General features: G+C 73.7%; 12 protein-coding genes. All 12 read right to left on the minus strand.

Annotated features, from left to right (window positions below; all coding sequences use genetic code 11):
* Positions 1 to 40 precede the first annotated feature (40 nt).
* Complete coding sequence (locus IEZ20_RS05420) at positions 41 to 646, minus strand: TetR/AcrR family transcriptional regulator (RefSeq protein ID WP_189294938.1); 606 nt, start codon at positions 644 to 646, stop codon at positions 41 to 43.
* Positions 634 to 1,380, minus strand: a complete 747-nt coding sequence (locus tag IEZ20_RS05425) for an enoyl-CoA hydratase family protein (protein WP_189294939.1) — start codon at positions 1,378 to 1,380, stop codon at positions 634 to 636. The genes IEZ20_RS05420 and IEZ20_RS05425 overlap by 13 nt, the downstream gene beginning before the upstream one ends.
* Positions 1,377 to 2,945 carry a 4-coumarate--CoA ligase family protein gene (locus IEZ20_RS05430; RefSeq protein ID WP_189294940.1) on the minus strand — a complete coding sequence of 523 codons (1,569 nt, stop codon included), beginning with the start codon at positions 2,943 to 2,945 and terminating at the stop codon, positions 1,377 to 1,379. Before IEZ20_RS05430 ends, IEZ20_RS05425 begins: the two co-directional genes overlap by 4 nt.
* Before the next feature lie 23 nt (positions 2,946 to 2,968).
* The gene (locus tag IEZ20_RS05435; protein WP_189294941.1) at positions 2,969 to 4,159 is read right to left on the minus strand and encodes an acyl-CoA dehydrogenase family protein; all 1,191 of its coding nucleotides are present in this window, start codon (positions 4,157 to 4,159) and stop codon (positions 2,969 to 2,971) included.
* A 7-nt stretch (positions 4,160 to 4,166) separates the two neighbouring features.
* Positions 4,167 to 6,014: an acetyl/propionyl/methylcrotonyl-CoA carboxylase subunit alpha gene (locus IEZ20_RS05440; RefSeq protein ID WP_189294942.1), complete on the minus strand. Its 1,848-nt coding sequence runs from the start codon at positions 6,012 to 6,014 to the stop codon at positions 4,167 to 4,169.
* An 8-nt stretch (positions 6,015 to 6,022) separates the two neighbouring features.
* Complete coding sequence (locus tag IEZ20_RS05445) at positions 6,023 to 7,621, minus strand: acyl-CoA carboxylase subunit beta (RefSeq protein WP_189294943.1); 1,599 nt, start codon at positions 7,619 to 7,621, stop codon at positions 6,023 to 6,025.
* Entirely contained in the window at positions 7,618 to 9,294 is a 1,677-nt protein-coding gene (locus IEZ20_RS05450; protein ID WP_189294944.1) for an acyclic terpene utilization AtuA family protein, read from the minus strand. The genes IEZ20_RS05445 and IEZ20_RS05450 overlap by 4 nt, the downstream gene beginning before the upstream one ends.
* Complete coding sequence (locus IEZ20_RS05455; protein WP_189294945.1) at positions 9,291 to 10,133, minus strand: TIGR03084 family metal-binding protein; 843 nt, start codon at positions 10,131 to 10,133, stop codon at positions 9,291 to 9,293. Before IEZ20_RS05455 ends, IEZ20_RS05450 begins: the two co-directional genes overlap by 4 nt.
* A 370-nt stretch (positions 10,134 to 10,503) precedes the next feature.
* Positions 10,504 to 11,472, minus strand: coding sequence for an EamA family transporter (locus IEZ20_RS05460; protein ID WP_189294946.1), 969 nt, complete (start codon positions 11,470 to 11,472; stop codon positions 10,504 to 10,506).
* An 87-nt stretch (positions 11,473 to 11,559) separates the two neighbouring features.
* Positions 11,560 to 13,533, minus strand: coding sequence for an ABC transporter ATP-binding protein (locus IEZ20_RS05465; RefSeq protein ID WP_189294947.1), 1,974 nt, complete (start codon positions 13,531 to 13,533; stop codon positions 11,560 to 11,562).
* 86 nt (positions 13,534 to 13,619) lie between these two features.
* Positions 13,620 to 13,751 carry a hypothetical protein gene (locus tag IEZ20_RS40330; protein ID WP_256464697.1) on the minus strand — a complete coding sequence of 44 codons (132 nt, stop codon included), beginning with the start codon at positions 13,749 to 13,751 and terminating at the stop codon, positions 13,620 to 13,622.
* A gap of 199 nt (positions 13,752 to 13,950) precedes the next feature.
* A complete protein-coding gene (locus tag IEZ20_RS05470; protein ID WP_189294948.1) occupies positions 13,951 to 16,959 on the minus strand; it encodes an FAD-binding and (Fe-S)-binding domain-containing protein in 3,009 nt (1,002 codons plus the stop codon).
* Between the last annotated feature and the right edge of the window lie 12 nt (positions 16,960 to 16,971).

Genomic DNA, 16,971 nt, shown 5'->3' on the forward strand with positions numbered 1-16,971 from the left:
AGGGTTCGGCCCGGTCCGGCGTGGTCCGGACGTGAGCCCCTTAGCCGAGTGCGTCCTCCAGCAGGGCGGCCCACTGGGCGACGACCCGTTCGCGGCGGGGGGTGTCGTCGGTGAGGAGGTTGGCGAGGCCGAGGCCGCGGGCCATGTCGAGGAGGCCCTGGACGGTTTCGCGGACGCCGGGGCGGGACTCGTCGGCGTCGAGGAGGTCGACGGCGATGCGGTGGGTCTCGCGGCCGACGCGGGCCTCCAGCTCGGTCACGCGCGGGCGCAGTTGTTCCTCGTTGGACGCGGCGACCCACAGGTGGAGGGCGGCGCGGAAGAGGGGGCCGGTGTAGAGGTCGACCAGGGCGGTGACGACGGCCCGGCGGTCGGCGGGGCCGTCGGGGAAGAGGGCGCGCAGGGCGAGGGAGCGTTCCTCGGAGACGTACTCGACCGCGGCGGTGAAGAGGTCCTCGCGGGTCGGGAAGTGGTGCTGGGCGGCGCCCCGGGAGACGCCGGCGCGTTCGGCGACGGCGGCGACCGTGGAGCCTGCCCAGCCGTGCTCGGCGAGGCAGGCCACGGCGGCTTCCAGGAGCCGCTGCCGGGTGGCCCGGCTGCGGTCCTGTTTGGGAACGCGCTCGCGTTCGGTCGTACTCACACCACCCATGCCGCATCACGTCTTTCCAGGAAGGCCGTCATCCCCTCCCGGGCCCGGGGGGAGGCGAACAGCCGGGCCGAGAGCGCGGTCAGCTCGGCCGCGTCCCGGTCGAATGTCTCCAGCACCCTAGCCGTGAGCAGCCGTTTCGTCTCGGCCAGGGCCTCGGGGGCGGAGCGGCGCAGGCCGTCCAGGATGGGGGCGAGGGCTTCGTCCACGTCGTCCGCCGTGGCCGTCAGCAGGCCGAGGCGTACGGCTTCGGCGGGGGTGAAGCGTTCGCCGGTGAGGTAGTAGCGGGCCAGGGCGCGGGGGTCGGTGCGCGGGATCACGGGGAGGGAGATCACGGCGGGGGCGACTCCGATGCGTACCTCGGTGAAGGCGAAGGTGGCTCCGGGGCCGGCCACGGCGATGTCGCAGGCGGCGAGCAGGCCGAGGCCGCCGGCGCGGACGTGGCCGGTGACGCGGGCGACGACCGGCTTGGGCAGCTCGGTGATCTGCCGGAGCAGGGCGACGAGGGCGTCGGGGTCGGGCGGGTCGCGCAGGTCGGCGCCGGCGCTGAAGGTGGTGCCGGTGTGGGTGAGGACGACGGCCCGTACGTCCGGGTCCTTGCCCAGGGCGGTGAGGGCGGTGGCGAGTTCCGTGACGAGGGCCGCCGACAGGGCGTTGCGGGTGTCGGTGGCGTCGAGGCTGAGGGTGTCGACGCCGCGTGCGCGGGTGCGGCCGATCCGTGCGGTCGGGTCCGTCATGGGTGCTCCCTGAGCTGTCGGCGCAGGATCTTGCCGGAGGCGGCGCGGGGGACGGTGTCGGTGAAGGTGACGCGGCGGACGCGTTTGTAGGGGGCGACGCGTTCGGCGACGTACAGCAGGACGTCGTTCTCGGTGAGGTCGTCGGCGGTGGGGGCGCGGACGACGAAGGCGTGCGGGATCTCGTTGCCGTCGTCGTTGTGGGCGCCGATGACGGCGGCGTCGGTGATGCCGGGGTGGGTGAGCAGGAGGGCTTCCAGTTCGGCGGGGGCCACCTGGAAGCCCTTGTACTTGATGAGTTCCTTCACCCGGTCGACGACGAACAGCCAGCCGTCGGGGTCGACGTGGCCGACGTCGCCGGTGTGCAGCCAGCCGTCGGTGTCGATCATGGCGGCGGTGGCGTCGGGGCGGCCGAGGTAGCCCTTCATCACCTGGGGGCCGCGGATGAGGATCTCGCCGGGCTCGCCGGTGCCGAGGTCCTTGCCGGGGTCGTCCAGGGAGACGATCCGCATCTCGGTGCCGGCGATGAGCCGGCCGACCGTGCCGGCGGGGGCCTCGCGCAGCCGGTCGAGGGGGACGACGTGGGTGCCGGGGGACAGTTCCGTCATGCCGTACGCCTGGCCGATCGGGGGCAGGCCGAGGCGTTCGGCGCAGGCGAGGGCGAGCCGGGCGTCCAGGGGGGCGGCGGCGCTGATCACGTACTTCAGGGAGGAGAGGTCGTAGCGGCTGACGGCGGGGTGTTTGGCGAGGGCGAGGACGATGGGCGGGGCGACGTACAGGCCGGTGATGCGGTGGGTCTCGATGGCGGCGAGGAAGGTCTCCAGCTCGAAGCGGGGCAGGACGACGACGGTGGCGCCGTGCCGCAGGGGCGCGTTCATCAGGGCGGTGAGGCCGTAGATGTGGAAGAACGGCAGGACGGCGAGGATGCGGTCGCCGGGTCCGGTGGGGACGGCGGGTTCGAGCTGGGCGAGGTTGGTGGCGATCTGCCGGTGGGTGAGCATGACGCCCTTGGGGGTGCCGGTGGTGCCGGAGGAGTACGGCAGTGCGGCGATGTCCTCGGCCGGGTCGATGGCGAGGTCGGGTTCGGGCGCGGTGGTGGCGAGCAGGTCGGTCAGCGAGCGGTGCCCGGGGGCGCTGTCGCAGACCAGGATCTCTCGTACGCCGCCGGCGATCTCGGCGGCCCGGCGGGCGGTCTCCAGCAGCGGGGAGACGGTGACGATCCAGCGGGCGCCGCTGTCCTGGAGCTGCCCCGCGAACTCCTCGGCGGTGGCGAGCGGGTGCACGGTGGTGACGGCGGCACCCGCGCGGGTGGCCGCGTAGAAGGCGGTGGGGAAGGCGATCGTGTTGGGGCTGTGCAGGGCGAGGACGTCGCCCTTGCGGACGCCGGAGTCGGCGAGGGCGGCGGCCAGGCGCCGGTGGAACCGGTCCACCTGCTCGTACGTGAGGGTGGTGCCGTCCGTGCCGTCGACGAGGGCGGGATGGTCGCCGAAGGCGGCGGCCCGGCCGAGGACGGCTTCGTGGATGGGGAGTTCTACGGGCGGGACGTCTGCGTACGCGCTGCGGAACACGGTTCCTCCTCACGCCGGGCCGCTCAGTAGGACTTGGGCAGGCCCAGGGTCTGGTGGGAGACGTAGTTGAGAATCATCTCCCGGCTCACCGGTGCAATACGGGCCACGCGCGCGGCTGTTATCAACGAGGCGAGGCCGAACTCGCGGGTGAGGCCGTTGCCGCCGAGGGTGTGCACGGCCTGGTCGACGGCCTTCACGCAGGCCTCTCCGGCCGCGTACTTGGCCATGTTGGCGGCTTCGCCCGCGCCGATGTCGTCGCCGGAGTCGTAGAGGTGGGCCGCTTTCTGCATCATGAGCCGGGCCAGTTCCAGGTCGATGTGGGCCTGCGCCAGGGGGTGGGCGATGGCCTGGTGGGCGCCGATGGGGGCCTTCCAGACCGTGCGGTCGCGGGCGTACTCGATCGCCCTGGCGAGGGCGTGGCGGCCCATGCCGATCGCGAACGCGGCGGTCATGATCCGCTCGGGGTTGAGTCCGGCGAACAGCTGGAGGAGCCCCGCGTCCTCTCCCCCGCTGCCGGGAGCGTGGGAGGGGCCCCCGCCCACGAGCGCGTCGGCGGGCAGCCGTACGTCGTCCAGGACCAGTTCGAACTGCTTCTCGGCCGCGTTGAGTTCCATGTCGATGGGGTGCTTGTGGAAGCCCTCGGCGTCCGTCGGGACGATGAACAGGCAGGGTTTGAGGGTGCCGGTGCGGGCGTCCTCGGTGCGGCCGACGATGAGGACGGCGTCGGCGATGTCGACGCCGGAGACGAAGACCTTGCGGCCGGTCAGCAGCCAGTTGGTGCCGTCCCGGCGGGCCGTGGTGGTGATGCGGTGGCTGTTGGAGCCGGCGTCGGGTTCGGTGATGCCGAAGGCCATGAGGCGGCTGCCGTCGGCGATCCCGGGCAGCCAGCGCCGTTTCTGCTCCTCGGTGCCGAAGCGGGAGATCACCGTGCCGCAGATGGCCGGGGAGACGACCAGCATGAGCAGGGGTGAGCCGGCGGCTCCGAGCTCTTCGAGCACGATGGAGAGGTCGGCTATGCCTCCGCCGCCTCCGCCGTACTCCTCCGGGAGGCTGACGCCGAGGTAGCCCAGTTTGCCGGCCTCGGACCAGAGTTCGGCGGGGGGTTTGCCCTCGGCGACGGTGCGGGCGCGGTAGTCGCGGCCGTAGCGCTTGCCGAGGGCGGCTACCGCGGATCGGAGGGCCTTGTGCTCTTCGGATTCGATGACGGCGGTCATGGGGCTCCTAGGAAGAGGTTTCCTGGACTACTGCCAGCACGGTGCCCGGCTCCACCTGCTGGCCGGGTTCGACGTGCAGGGCGGTGAGGGTTCCGGCGGCCGGTGCCGCGATCCGGTGCTGCATCTTCATCGCCTCCACCCATATGAGGCCCTGGCCGGCCCGAACCGTTGCCCCTTCCGCGAGGCCCTCGGCGAGGCGTACGACGGTGCCCGGCATCGGGGCCACCAGGGACCCCGGCGCGAGCTGGGCGGTCGGGTCGGGGAAGCGGGGCAGGGCGGTGAGGCGGGCGGTGCCGACGTGGACCTGGTCGCCGTAGCGGGCCACCTCGAACCTGCGGCGGACGCCGTCCGCTTCGAGGACGACGAGCCGTGCGTCGGCGTGGACGACGCGGACCCCGTCCGCCGCGAGTCCGTTCCTGGTGTGCCGGTAGCGGACCTCGTGCTCCTCGCCGTCCATCTCGTACCGCTTGACCTGCGGTTGTGAGGGGACGTTGCGCCAGCCGCCGAAGCGGGAGCGGCCGTGGGCGTCGGCGAGGGCGGCGGCCAGCGGGGCGAGGGGGTCGGGGGCGGGCTCGGTGAGTTCGCCGAGGTGGCGGTCGTAGAAGCCGGTGTCCATGCGCGCGGCGGTGAACTCCGGGTGCCGCAGGGAGCGCACCAGCAGGTCCCGGTTGGTGCGGGGGCCGTGGATCGCGGCGGACTCCAGCGCGCCGGCGAGCCTGCGGACGGCCTCCGCGCGCGTGGGGGCGTGGGCGACGACCTTGGCGAGCATCGGGTCGTAGTGCACGCCGATCGGGTCGCCGTCGGTGTAGCCGGTGTCCAGGCGGACGCCGCCCGGTACGGCGAGGCGGTGCAGGGTGCCGGTCTGCGGGGCCCAGTCGCGGGCGGGGTCCTCGGCGTAGAGGCGGGCCTCGACCGCGTGGCCACGCGCGCGTGGGGGCACCTTGTCGAGGGCGTGTCCCTCGGCGACCCGGATCTGTTCGGCGACCAGGTCGAGTCCGAAGACCGCCTCGGTGACGGGGTGTTCGACCTGGAGGCGGGTGTTCATCTCCAGGAAGTGGGCGCGGCCGCCGGCTACCAGGAACTCGACGGTGCCGGCGCCGGTGTAGGAGACGGCGCGGGCGGCGCGCACGGCCAGCGTGCGCAGCTCTTCCGCGAGCTGCTTGGTGAGTCCGGGCGCCGGTGCCTCCTCGATCACCTTCTGGTGGCGGCGCTGGAGGGAGCAGTCGCGGGTGCCGAGGGGCCAGACGGTGCCGTGGGTGTCGGCGAGGATCTGCACCTCCACGTGGCGGCCGTGTTCGAGGTACGGCTCCACGAACACCTCGCCGTCGCCGAAGGCGCTCGCGGCCTCGGCGCGGGCGCTCTCCAGCGCGGCCGGCAGCTCGTCCAGGCGGCGCACGATCCGCATGCCGCGCCCTCCGCCGCCGGCCGCCGCCTTCACCAGGACGGGCAGGTCGGCGTCGGTCACCTCGTGCAGGGGCTCGATGCCCAGCAGCCGCTTGGCGCGGGTCTTGGACGCCATGGCCTCGATGGCCTGCGGGGGCGGGCCGATCCAGACCAGGCCGGCGTCGAGGACGGCGCGGGCGAAGTCGGCGTTCTCGGACAGGAAGCCGTACCCGGGGTGCACGGCGTCGGCGCCGGCGGCCAGGGCCGCCTTCACGACGAGGTCGCCGCGCAGGTAGGTGTCGGCGGGTGCCGCGCCCGGCAGCCGTACCGCCGTGTCGGCCACGCGCGCGTGGAGCGCGTTCTCGTCGGCGTCCGAGTGCACGGCGACCGTGCGGATGCCGAGGTCGGCGCAGGTGCGGAAGACGCGGCAGGCGATCTCGCCCCGGTTGGCGACGAGCACACTGGAAATCACGGGATCCCTCACATCCGGAAGACGCCGAAGCCGCCGCGCGCGCCCTCGTAGGGCGCGGTGTGCAGGGCGGAGAGGCAGAGGCCGAGGACGGTGCGGGTGTCGCGCGGGTCGATGACGCCGTCGTCGTACAGCCGCCCGGACAGGAACGTGGGCAGCGACTCGGACTCGATCTGCTGCTCCACCATGGCGCGCAGGGCGGCGTCCGCGTCCTCGTCGTAGGGCTGTCCCTTCGCCGCCGCCGACTGCCGGGCGACGATGGAGAGCACGCCGGCGAGCTGCTGCGGGCCCATGACGGCGGACTTGGCGCTGGGCCAGGCGAACAGGAAGCGCGGGTCGTAGGCCCGGCCGCACATGCCGTAGTGCCCGGCGCCGTACGACGCGCCCATCAGGACCGACAGGTGCGGGACCCGGCTGTTGCTGACCGCGTTGATCATCATCGCGCCGTGTTTGATGATCCCGCCCTGCTCGTACTCCTTGCCGACCATGTAGCCGGTGGTGTTGTGCAGGAACAGCAGCGGGATGTCGCGCTGGTTGGCGAGCTGGATGAACTGGGCGGCCTTCTGCGACTCGGCGCTGAACAGGACGCCCTGGGCGTTGGCCAGGATGCCGACGGGGTAGCCGTGCAGGGCGGCCCAGCCGGTGACCAGGCTGGTGCCGTACAGCGGCTTGAACTCGTCGAAGTCGGAGCCGTCCACGATCCGGGCGATGACCTCGCGCGGGTCGAACGGGATCTTCAGGTCGTCCGGGACGATGCCCAGCAGTTCCTCGGGGTCGTATGCGGGCGGCTCGGCCGGGCCGGGGTCCGGGTACGCCTTGCGGTGGCCCAGCCGGGCGACGACCCGGCGGGCCTGGCGCAGGGCATCCGGTTCGTCCAGGGCGAAGTAGTCGGCGAGGCCGGACACGCGCGCGTGCATCTCGGCGCCGCCCAGCGACTCGTCGTCGCTCTCCTCGCCGGTGGCCATCTTGACCAGCGGCGGCCCGCCGAGGAAGACCTTGGCCCGCTCCTTGACCATGATCACGTGGTCGGACATGCCGGGGATGTAGGCGCCGCCGGCGGTGGAGTTGCCGAAGACGACGGCGATGGTCGGGATGCCGGCGGCGGAGAGCCGGGTGAGGTCGCGGAAGATCGCCCCGCCCGGGATGAAGATCTCCTTCTGGGAGGGCAGGTCGGCGCCTCCCGACTCGACCAGGCTGATGCAGGGCAGCCGGTTGGCGAGGGCGATGTCGTTCGCGCGCAGGGCCTTCTTCAGGCTCCAGGGGTTGCTGGCGCCGCCGCGTACGGTCGGGTCGTTCGCGGTGATCAGGCACTCCACGCCCTCGACCACGCCGATGCCGGTGACGAGGGAGGCGCCGACGGGGTGGTCGCTGCCCCAGGCGGCCAGCGGGGACAGCTCCAGGAACGGGGTATCCGGGTCCAGCAGCAGTTCGATGCGCTCGCGGGCGAGCAGCTTGCCGCGTTCGCGGTGCCGCCGGACGTACTTCTCGCCGCCGCCCGCGAGCGCCTTGGCGTGTTCGGCCTCCAGGCCGGCGAGCTTGGCGAGCATGGCCTCGCGGTGGGCCCGGTGGTCGGGGGCGGTGGGGTCGACAGCGGTCTGCAGAACCGTCACAGCAGGGTCTCCGGGATGTCCAGGTAGCGGGAGCGCAGCCATTCGCCGAGGGCCTTGGCCTGCGGGTCGAAGCGGGCCTGTGCGGCGACGCCGGCGCCGAGGATGCCCTCCACGACGAAGTTGAGGGCGCGCAGGTTCGCGAGGAGGTGCCGGGTCACCGGCAGGTCGCGGGTCTCGGGCAGCAGCTGCCGGAACCTTTCGGCGGTGAGGGTGTGCGCGAGCCACCGCCAGGCCTCGTCCGTCCGCGCCCACACCCCCACGTTGGCGTTCCCGCCCTTGTCGCCGCTGCGCGCTCCCGCGACCAGGCCGAGGGGGGCGCGCCGGGTGGGGCCGGGCGGGAGGGGTTCGGGGAGGGGCGGAGGCGGTACGGCCTCCAGGGGCCGTGTCTCCTGGGGTGGCGGCACAAGGACACGGCGTCCGTCGTGGAGGACGGCCACATGGTCCACGGCCCCATGGGGCACGTACACATCCTCGAAGACCCCATAGGGGGCGCCCTTGCCCGGTGGGGACAACACATGGAAACCCGGGTAGCTGCCGAGGGCCAGTTCCACGGCGGCCCCGCTCAGCGTGCGCCCCACGACCTGCTGGTCCGGGTCGCGCACGACGAGCCGCAGCAGGGCGCTGGCCGTCTCCTCGGTGTCGGCGTCGGCCCGGTCGGTCCGCACCAGTTCCCACCGCACGTCCTGCGGCGGCGTCTTGGCGAGCGCGGCGGCGAGCTGCTCGCGCACCAGGGCCGCCTTGGCCTCGATGCCGAGTCCGGTGAGGACGAAGACGACCTCGTTGCGGAAGCCGCCGAGCCGGTTGAGCCCGGTCTTGAGCGTGGGCGGCGGCGCCTCCCCGCGCACCCCCTCGATCCGTACCCGGTCCGGCCCGTCCTGGCTCAGCCGTACGGTGTCCAGCCGGGCGGTGACGTCGGGTCCGGCGTACCGGGCGCCGCCGGTCTCGTACAGCAGCTGGGCGGTGACCGTGCCCACGTCCACGAAGCCGCCGGTGCCGGGGTGCTTGGTGATCACGCTGCTGCCGTCGGCGTGGATCTCGGCGAGCGGGAAGCCGGGACGCCGTACGTCGCCCTCGCCGAAGAAGGCGTAGTTCCCGCCGGTCGCCTGGGTCCCGCACTCCAGCACATGCCCGGCGGCGACGGCACCGGCGAGCCGGTCGTGGTCCGTGGGGCGCCAGCCGAAGTGGGCGGCGGCGGGCCCGGTGACGAGCGCCGCGTCGGTCACCCGGCCGGTGACCACCACGTCGGCGCCGGCCCGCAGGCACTCGGCGATGCCGAAGCCGCCGAGGTAGGCGTGGGCGGCGAGGGTGCCGGGGTGGGCGGCGGTGAGGTCGTCCCCCTCGACCCACGCGACCCGCACCGGTGTCCCGAGCCGCTCCGCCAGCCCCCGTATCCGGTCCGCGAGCCCGGCGGGGTTGAGCCCTCCGGCATTGGTGACGATCCGCACGCCGCGCTCGCGGGCGAGGCCGAGGCAGTCCTCCAGCTGGCGCAGGAAGGTGCGGGCATAACCGGCCGACGGGTCCTTCAGCCGGTCGCGGCCGAGGATGAGCATGGTGAGTTCGGCGAGGTAGTCGCCGGTGAGGACGTCCACCTCGCCGCCGGTGAGCATCTCGCGCAGGGCGTCTGCGCGGTCGCCGTAGAAGCCGGAGAAGTTGCCGATGCGCAGGGGTGTCACCGGCCGGCCACCTTCCCGGCCTCCTTCCCGGCCTCCTTCCCGGCCTCCTTCCCGGCCTCCTTCGGCGGGCGGCCGGCGCCGGGCGGGCCCGCGAAGGCCTGCGCGATGTCGAGCCAGCGGTCGGCGTCCGGCCCCACGGCCGTCAGGGCGAGGTCGTGGCGGTGGGCGCGCTGGGTGACCAGGAGGCAGAAGTCGAGGGCGGGTCCGGTGACGCGCTGGAGGGCGTGCTCGTCGCCGTACGCCCACACCTCGCCCGAGGGCGCGGTGAGTTCCACGCGGAACTCGTCGGCCGGTGGGGTGAGTCCGTGCACACCGAAGGCGAAGTCGCGGGTCCGGACCCCGAGCCGGGCCACATGCCGGAGCCGGTCGGTGTGTGTACGCACCACACCCAGGGCATCGGCGACGTCCAGCGCATGCGCCCAGGTCTCCATGAGTCGGGCGGTGGCCATGGAGGCGGCGGACATGGGCGGGCCGTACCAGGGGAAGCGGGCGCCGGCCGGGGCGGCGCGCAGGGCCTGGTCGAGAGCGGCACGCCCGGTGCGCCAGGCCGCGAGCAGCTCGGCGGGCGGAAGCGCGGCGCCCTCCTCGGCACCGTCGTCCACGAACGAGTCGGGCGCCGCGAGTGCCTTCTCCACCAGCGCCGGGAAGGCGTCGGGGTCGGTGACGGCGACCAGTGCCGAGCGGTCGGTCCAGGCGAGGTGCGCGATCTGGTGGGCGACGGTCCAGCCGGCCGCGGGCGTGGGAAGGGCCCACTGCTCAGGGCTCAACTCGGCTACACGCAGGTCGAGTTCACCGCTCTCGGCACGCAGGTCGTCGATGACGGGCGTCGGGTCGGCCATGGGGGGAGCATGGCAGTGGGGGGAGAAACAATCAAGCGTGCTTGCATGAATTGGGGGTGGGTCCGAGTCACTCGGGGGGTGAGGGGGAGGGAGGCGCCGAGGGAAGGGAGGTGCCGGGGGGTGCGGGGGGCGGGGGTGCCGGGACGCGGGCAGGGCGGGTTACGGGAGGCGGGCTGGGCCGGGTTGCGGCCGGGTCGGGCTGAGCTGGGCCGGGCTAGGGCAGGGCTGGGCCGAGCCGGACTCCGGGCCGGGCCGGGCCGGGCCGGGCCGGGCCGGGCCGGGCCGGGCCGGGCCGGGCCGGGCCGGGCCGGGCCGGGCCGGGCCGGGCCGGGCCGGGCCGGGCCGGGCCGGGCCGGGCCGGAAGGGGAGGTTACTGGCCCTCGGCCGGGAGCGGTGGGACCTTGCTCCGGCCCACCTGGGTGCGGACCGCGCCGATGCTCGCCGCGATGACCAGTGCGATCGCGGCGGCCTGGGCGGCGGTCAGGGACTGGCCGAGGATGAGGAAGCCGGCGGTGGCCGCGATGGCGGGTTCGAGGCTCATGAGGATGGCGAAGGTGGAGGCCGGCAGCCGGCGCAGGGCCAGGAGTTCGAGGGTGTAGGGCAGGACCGAGGAGAGCAGGGCCACCGCCGAGCCCAGGGCGACGGTGGTGGGGTCGAGGAGCCGGGTGCCGGCCTCGGCGATGCCGAGCGGCAGGAAGAGGAGGGCCGCCACGGCCATGGCGAGGGCCAGCCCGTCGGCCTGCGGGAAGCGACGGCCCGTACGGGCGCTGAAGACTATGTAGGCCGCCCACATGGCTCCGGCCCCCAGGGCGAAGGCGACACCCGTGGCGTCCAGGTCGCTGAAACCTCCGCCGCCGAGCAGGAACACGCCCGCGAGGGCCAGACCGGCCCAGAGCGCGTTGATCGCGCGGCGCGAGGCCAGGACCGAGAGGGTCAGCGGGCCGAGGACTTCGAGGGTGACCGCCGGGCCCAGCGGGATGCGGGCGACCGCTTCGTAGAACAGGCCGTTCATCGCGCCCATGGTGATACCGAAGACGATCACGGTGCCCCAGTCGGTGCGCGAGTGGCCGCGCAGGCGGGGACGGCAGACCAGGAGCAGGACGACCGCCGCCGCCAGGAGGCGCAGGGTCACCACGCCCAGCGCACCGGCCCGGGGCATCAGGGTGACCGCCAGCGCACCGCCGAACTGCACCGAGATGCCGCCGGCCAGCACCAGCCCGACCGGTCCGAGCGAGCCGAAACGGCCTCCTCCCGCGGCGGAGGGCGCGGTCTGGGACGGCGAGGTCGTGCTGGGTGCGGCGGTCACGGGCGGTCCTGGTGCTTGATCGAGTTCGTGCATCGCGATGTACTACCAAGTCCAGGGTAATGGACTTGGACAGGTGCGTGAACCCTTTTTGGGACTGTCCCGCATGCCGGACCCCCCGTGTCAGCCGCTGGGCCACACCCCCTCGTCGCGGAAGAGGGGACGGCCGTCCGGGAGGACCGAGGGCACGGTGTACCCCTGGCCGTCTCCGTGCCCGTACTCGTACGCCGGTGCCGGTGTCGCTGCGGATGCCGGTGCCGGCGCCGGTTCCGGCGGCTGGGGTTCCTCCCACAGCGGCATGCACAGTTCCCCGGTGTCCAGGACCGCGTTGTTCTGGGAGCGGTGCAGGCGGGCGTAGGCGCCGCCCCGGGCGAGGAGTTCGTCGTGGCGGCCGGTCTCCACGACGTGGCCGCGGTCCACGACGACGATGCGGTCGGCGTCGGGGGCGAGGTTGAGATCGTGCGTGATCATGATCGTCGTACGGCCCGCCATCAGGCGGCGCAGCGGCTTGACGACGCGGCGGGCGGCCAGCGCGTCCAGGCCGGTGGTCGGTTCGTCCAGGACCAGGACGGGTGCGTCGCGCAGGATGGCGCGGGCGATGGCCAGGCGCTGGAGCTGACCGCCGGAGAGGCGGGCGGAGTTCGGGTCGACCTTGGTGTCGTAGCCGTCGGGGAGCCGGGCGATGAAGTCGTGGGCGTCGGCCGCCTTCGCCGCCTCCACGATCGCCTGCTCGCTGGCGCCCGGCCGACCGCAGGCTATGTTGGCGCGCACCGTGTCGTGCAGGACCAGGGTTTCCTGCGGGAGCAGGGTGACGTACTCGCGCAGCCGGGCCAGCGGGAAGTCCCGCACGGGGACGCCGTCCAGGAGGACGTCTCCGGAGTCCGGGTCGTAGAAGCGCAGCAGCAGCTTGGACACCGTGGACTTGCCGGCGCCGCTCGGGCCGGTGATGATCACCAGCTCGCCGGGGCGGACGGCGAAGGAGAGGCCTTCGAGGGCGGTCCGGTCGGCACCGGGGTAGCGGAAGGACACGTCCCGGACCTCGACCGTGCCGTCCGGGCGGCCCACCTCCGCGCCGTGCCGGGGGTCGGTGACGGAGGGGCGCACGTCCAGGATCTCGATGAGCCGTTCGGCGCCCGCGGTGGCCGCGGTGACCGTGAGGCCGAGCTGGGCGAGACCGCGGACGGGCGGGTAGAGGTAGCCGAGGAAGGCGGCGAAGGCGAGGAGCTGGCCGAGGGTCATCCGGCCGGTGGAGATCTCCCAGGCTCCGATACCGATCACGGCGAGCACGCAGACCGTCTCGATGACCTGGACCAGCTGCTCGTAGGCCTCGTTCAGGCGGGTGGAGCGAACGGAGGCGCGGAACCAGGCGCTCGCCTCCTCGTGCAGCCGGCGGCGCTCGGCGTCCCGTCGGTCGTAGGCCTGGGTGAGGACGATGTTGCCGAGGGACTCCTCCACCACGGAGGTGATCGCGCCGTCGGCGACCCGGCCCGCGCGGGAGACGTCCTTGATGGAGCCGGAGAAGCGGCGGGCGGCCAGCCAGAACAGGGGGGCGAGGACGAAGGTGGCCGCGGCGAGGTCCCAGCGCAGCCAGAACGCGGCGGCGGCGTAGAAGAGGGCGGAGAAGGCCGCCGAGGCGGCGCCGACGAGACCGGACACGACCATCGTCTCGATGGCCTCGACGTCGCTGGTCAGCCGGGAGAGCAGATCGCCCTGGCGGTGGCGCTGGAAGAAGTGCGGGGGCAGTCGCTGGACGTGGTCGAAGACGTGCTCGCGCAGCCGCATCACGAAGCGCTCGGTGGCCCACGCGGCCAGCGAGTTGCCCGCGTACGCGACGAGCGCGCCGACCACCGCGATGCCCAGCCACTTCGCGGCCGGGCTCCAGAAAGCGGCCAGCGAGCCCTTCTGCAGGGCGTGGTCGGCCAGGTCGCTGAACAGCAGGATGGCCTCGGTCTCGGCGAGCGCGGCGAGCACCGTGCACAGCCAGACGACGAGCAGCCATTTCCTGAGCCCCTTGGTCAGCGGCCAGAAACGGCGGAATGCCGTGCGGGCGGGAATGACAGGTGCTTCGTAATCGTATTCTTCACCTTCGCCAGCCATCAGAAAACCTTTCCGAATCACCTTCCCGAAGGAAGAGGAAAAGGGGTCGACGGTGCACCGTCGACCCCTTTCAGTTCAGCTCCGGATCACTTGTCCTGGCCGGGCAGCGGCTTCGGCAGCGGCTTGTGCGCGTGCTTCTTCGGCTTCGGCTTCGGCGGCGGGGGGAGCTGCTTCGACCTGGGCTTGGGGGGCAGCGGGGCAAGCTTCTTGAAGCTCATTACCGTCTCCTCTTGTCGCACTGTTCTCGTGATGCCGAATTCCGTATCCGGAACCCGACATCGAAGAAGTTACACGCCGTCCAGAGGTCCGGAACCGCGAAATCGGCAAGGGTGTGCTGTGAATTCCTTTGCGGTTCCTGAGAGGCCCGCTCGCAACGTACTCGAAGCTGAGAGTTCTCTTGTGAAACTGGGTGCGGCCTTAGGGCAGCGCCTCCGCGAGCACCTCCGCCAGGTGCCGGCCCCGGATCCCGGCGAGCTGTTCCAGCTGGGTGCGGCAGGAGAAGCCGTCGGCCAGGACGACCGTGCCGGGGGGTGCGTGCCGGACGGTCGGCAGGAGCTGTTCCTCGGCGCAGGCGCGGGAGACGTCGAAGTGGCCTTTCTCGAAGCCGAAGTTGCCGGCCAGGCCGCAGCAGCCTCCGCTCAGCTCGCCGGTGAGTCCGGCGGCGGCGCGCAGGCGGCGGTCGGGGGTGTCGCCGAGCACCGCGTGCTGGTGGCAGTGGGTCTGGCCGGCCACCGGGCGGTCGACGGCGGGCGGGATCCAGTCGGGGGCGTGCCGCTCCAGGGTTTCGGCGAAGGTGAGGACCGCGGCGGCGAGCTGGGCGGCCCGCGGGTCGTCGGGCAGGAGTTCCGGGAGGTCGCCGCGGAGGGCGGCGGCGCAGCTCGGCTCCAGGACGACGACCGGGACCCGGGCCCGCAGCACCGGTTCCATCAGGTCCAGGGTGCGGCGCAGGACGCGGCGGGCGCGGTCCAGCTGGCCGGTGGAGATGTAGGTGAGTCCGCAGCAGACCCGGGCCCTGCGGGCGGTGAGCAGTGCCGTCGCCGCCCTTGTCCGGCCGTCGGCGACGGCTCCGCGGCCCGGCAGCCGGGTGGGCGGGAGCGCCACCCGCAGCCCGGCGGCCTCCAGCACGCGCACGGCGGCCTGTCCGACGGACGGCGAGAGGTGTTCGGTGAAGGTGTCGGGCCAGAGGACCACCAGGGCCCCGGAGGCCGAGTAGTCCGGTGAGTCCGGTGAGTCCGGGGATTCGGTCGGTTTGCGTCGGCGCCACCAGCCGCTGAACGTCCGGGTCGCCAGCCTCGGGATCTCCCGTTCCCGTGCCAGCCCGCCCAGCCGTTTGCCGATGCGGGCCAGCGGGCCGACCGAAGCCAGCGCGTTCAGGAGCGGCGCGGTGTGGGTGCGGGCCGTCCAGCGGAGCCACTCCGGGAGGCGGCCCATGGTGTGGTGGGCGGCGGGGCGGCGGCGGCCGGCGTAGTGGTGGTGCAGGAACTCCGCCTTGTAGGTGGCCATGTCCACGCCGACCGGGCAGTCCGAGCGGCAGCCCTTGCAGGACAGGCAGAGGTCGAGGGCGTCCCGGACTTCCGTGGACCCCCAGCCGTCGGTGATCACCTCGCCCGCGAGCATCTCGTGCAGCAGCCGCGCGCGGCCGCGCGTGGAGTGCTGTTCCTCGCCGGTGGCCCGGTAGGAGGGGCACATCACGGCGGGGCCGGCCGCCGTGGTCGTACGGCACTTGGCGACGCCGACGCAGCGGCGGACGGCCGCGGCGAAGTCGCCACCGTCGGCGGGGTACCCGAAGGCGACGTCGACCGGCTGGCCGGAGGCCGCACCGGCCGGGGAACCGGAGACGGCACCGGCCGGGGAGTCGGAGGGTCCGGTGGTCGCGCCGGCCGGGGAGTCGGAGGGTTTGGTGGTCGCGTCGGTCCGGCGGCTCGGCAGGACGGAGAAGCGGAGGTTCGTGTCGAGGGGGGCCGGGCGGACCAGGATGCCGGGGTTGAGCAGGTCGTCGGGGTCCCAGACCGCCTTCGCGCGCTCGAAGAGGCGGACCGTCTCCGCGCCGTACATCCGCGGGAGCAGTTCCGCGCGGGCCTGGCCGTCGCCGTGCTCCCCGGACAGGGAGCCGCCGTGGGCCACCACCAGGTCGGCCAGTTCCTCGGAGAAGCGGCGGAAGCGGCCGATGCCGGCCTCGGTGAGCAGGTCGAAGTCGATGCGGACGTGGATGCAGCCGTCGCCGAAGTGGCCGTACGGCGTGCCGCGCAGGCCGTGGGACGACAGCAGGGCGCGGAAGTCGCGCAGGTAGGCGCCGAGCCGGGCGGGCGGGACCGCGCAGTCCTCCCAGCCGGGCCAGGCCTCCGTGCCGTCCGGCATCCGGGTGGCCGTGCCGGCCGCGTCCTCGCGGATGCGCCACAGGGTCCGCTGGGCCGCCGGGTCGGTGACGACGAGGGCGTCCACGACGTCCGCGGCGCGCACGATCCGCTCGGCGTGCGCGTGGGCCTCGCCCGCCGTCTCCCCGCCGGTCTCCACGAACAGCCAGGCGCCGCCCCCGGGCAGCCCGGACCCGGCCGGCACCAGGTCGGCGGCCATGCCCTCCACCGTGAGCGGCCGCAACGGCAGCAGGCCGGCGGCGGCTTCGGCGGCCGCGCTCTCGTCGGCGTACGCCAGCACGGCCAGCGCACGCGCGCGGGGCGCCTCGACCAGACCGACCACGGCCTCGGTGAGGATGCCGAGGGTGCCCTCGGAGCCGCAGAAGGAGCGGGCGACGTCGGCGCCCTTCTCGGGCAGCAGCGCGTCCAGCGCGTACCCGGAGATGCGGCGGGGCAGGTCGGGGAAGCCGGTGCGCAGCCGGGCCAGTTCGCCCTCGGCGAGCTCCCGCAGCCCCTCCGGCGCGCCCGCCCATCCGCGCCCGAGCCGCAACCGCCGCCCGCGCGCGGTGACGACGGACAGCTCCCGCACGCTGTCCGCGGTCGTGCCCCAGGCGACCGAGTGGGAACCGCACGCGTTGTTGCCGATCATTCCGCCCAGCGTGCACCGGCTGTGCGTGGACGGATCCGGGCCGAACCGGAGTCCGTGCGGAGCGGCGGCCTCCTGGAGCCGGTCCAGGACGAGCCCCGGCTGGACGACGGCCGTCCTGCTGCCCGGGTCCAGCTCCACCAGGCCGTTCATGTGCCGGGTGAAGTCCAGCACCACTCCCGTGCCGGTCGCCTGCCCGGCGATCGACGTGCCGCCGCCGCGCGCCACCACCGGCACCCCGCGTGCCCGGCACACCTCCAGCACGGCGGCCACGTCGTCGGCGTCCGCGGGCGCCACGACCCCCAGCGGGACGCGCCGGTAGTTGGACGCGTCCATGGTGACCAGGGCCCGGCTGGTGGCGTCGAAGCCGACCTCGCCCCGCACCGCCCCCCGCAGCTCCGCTTCGAGACCCGAGTGATCCGTCATGCGTCCAGGATG

The sequence above is a fragment of the Streptomyces cinerochromogenes genome (genome assembly GCF_014648635.1).
In the GTDB taxonomy this organism is placed as follows: Bacteria; Actinomycetota; Actinomycetes; order Streptomycetales; family Streptomycetaceae; genus Streptomyces; species Streptomyces cinerochromogenes.

Coding starts and splice junctions, on each gene's coding strand:
- IEZ20_RS05420 (WP_189294938.1), bottom strand. CDS start 646: ATGGGTGGTGTGAGTACGACCGAACGCGAGCGCGTTCCCAAACAGGAC.
- IEZ20_RS05425 (WP_189294939.1), bottom strand. CDS start 1,380: ATGACGGACCCGACCGCACGGATCGGCCGCACCCGCGCACGCGGCGTC.
- IEZ20_RS05435 (WP_189294941.1), bottom strand. CDS start 4,159: ATGACCGCCGTCATCGAATCCGAAGAGCACAAGGCCCTCCGATCCGCG.
- IEZ20_RS05455 (WP_189294945.1), bottom strand. CDS start 10,133: ATGGCCGACCCGACGCCCGTCATCGACGACCTGCGTGCCGAGAGCGGT.
- IEZ20_RS05460 (WP_189294946.1), bottom strand. CDS start 11,472: ATGCACGAACTCGATCAAGCACCAGGACCGCCCGTGACCGCCGCACCC.
- IEZ20_RS05465 (WP_189294947.1), bottom strand. CDS start 13,533: ATGGCTGGCGAAGGTGAAGAATACGATTACGAAGCACCTGTCATTCCC.
- IEZ20_RS40330 (WP_256464697.1), bottom strand. CDS start 13,751: ATGAGCTTCAAGAAGCTTGCCCCGCTGCCCCCCAAGCCCAGGTCGAAG.
- IEZ20_RS05470 (WP_189294948.1), bottom strand. CDS start 16,959: ATGACGGATCACTCGGGTCTCGAAGCGGAGCTGCGGGGGGCGGTGCGG.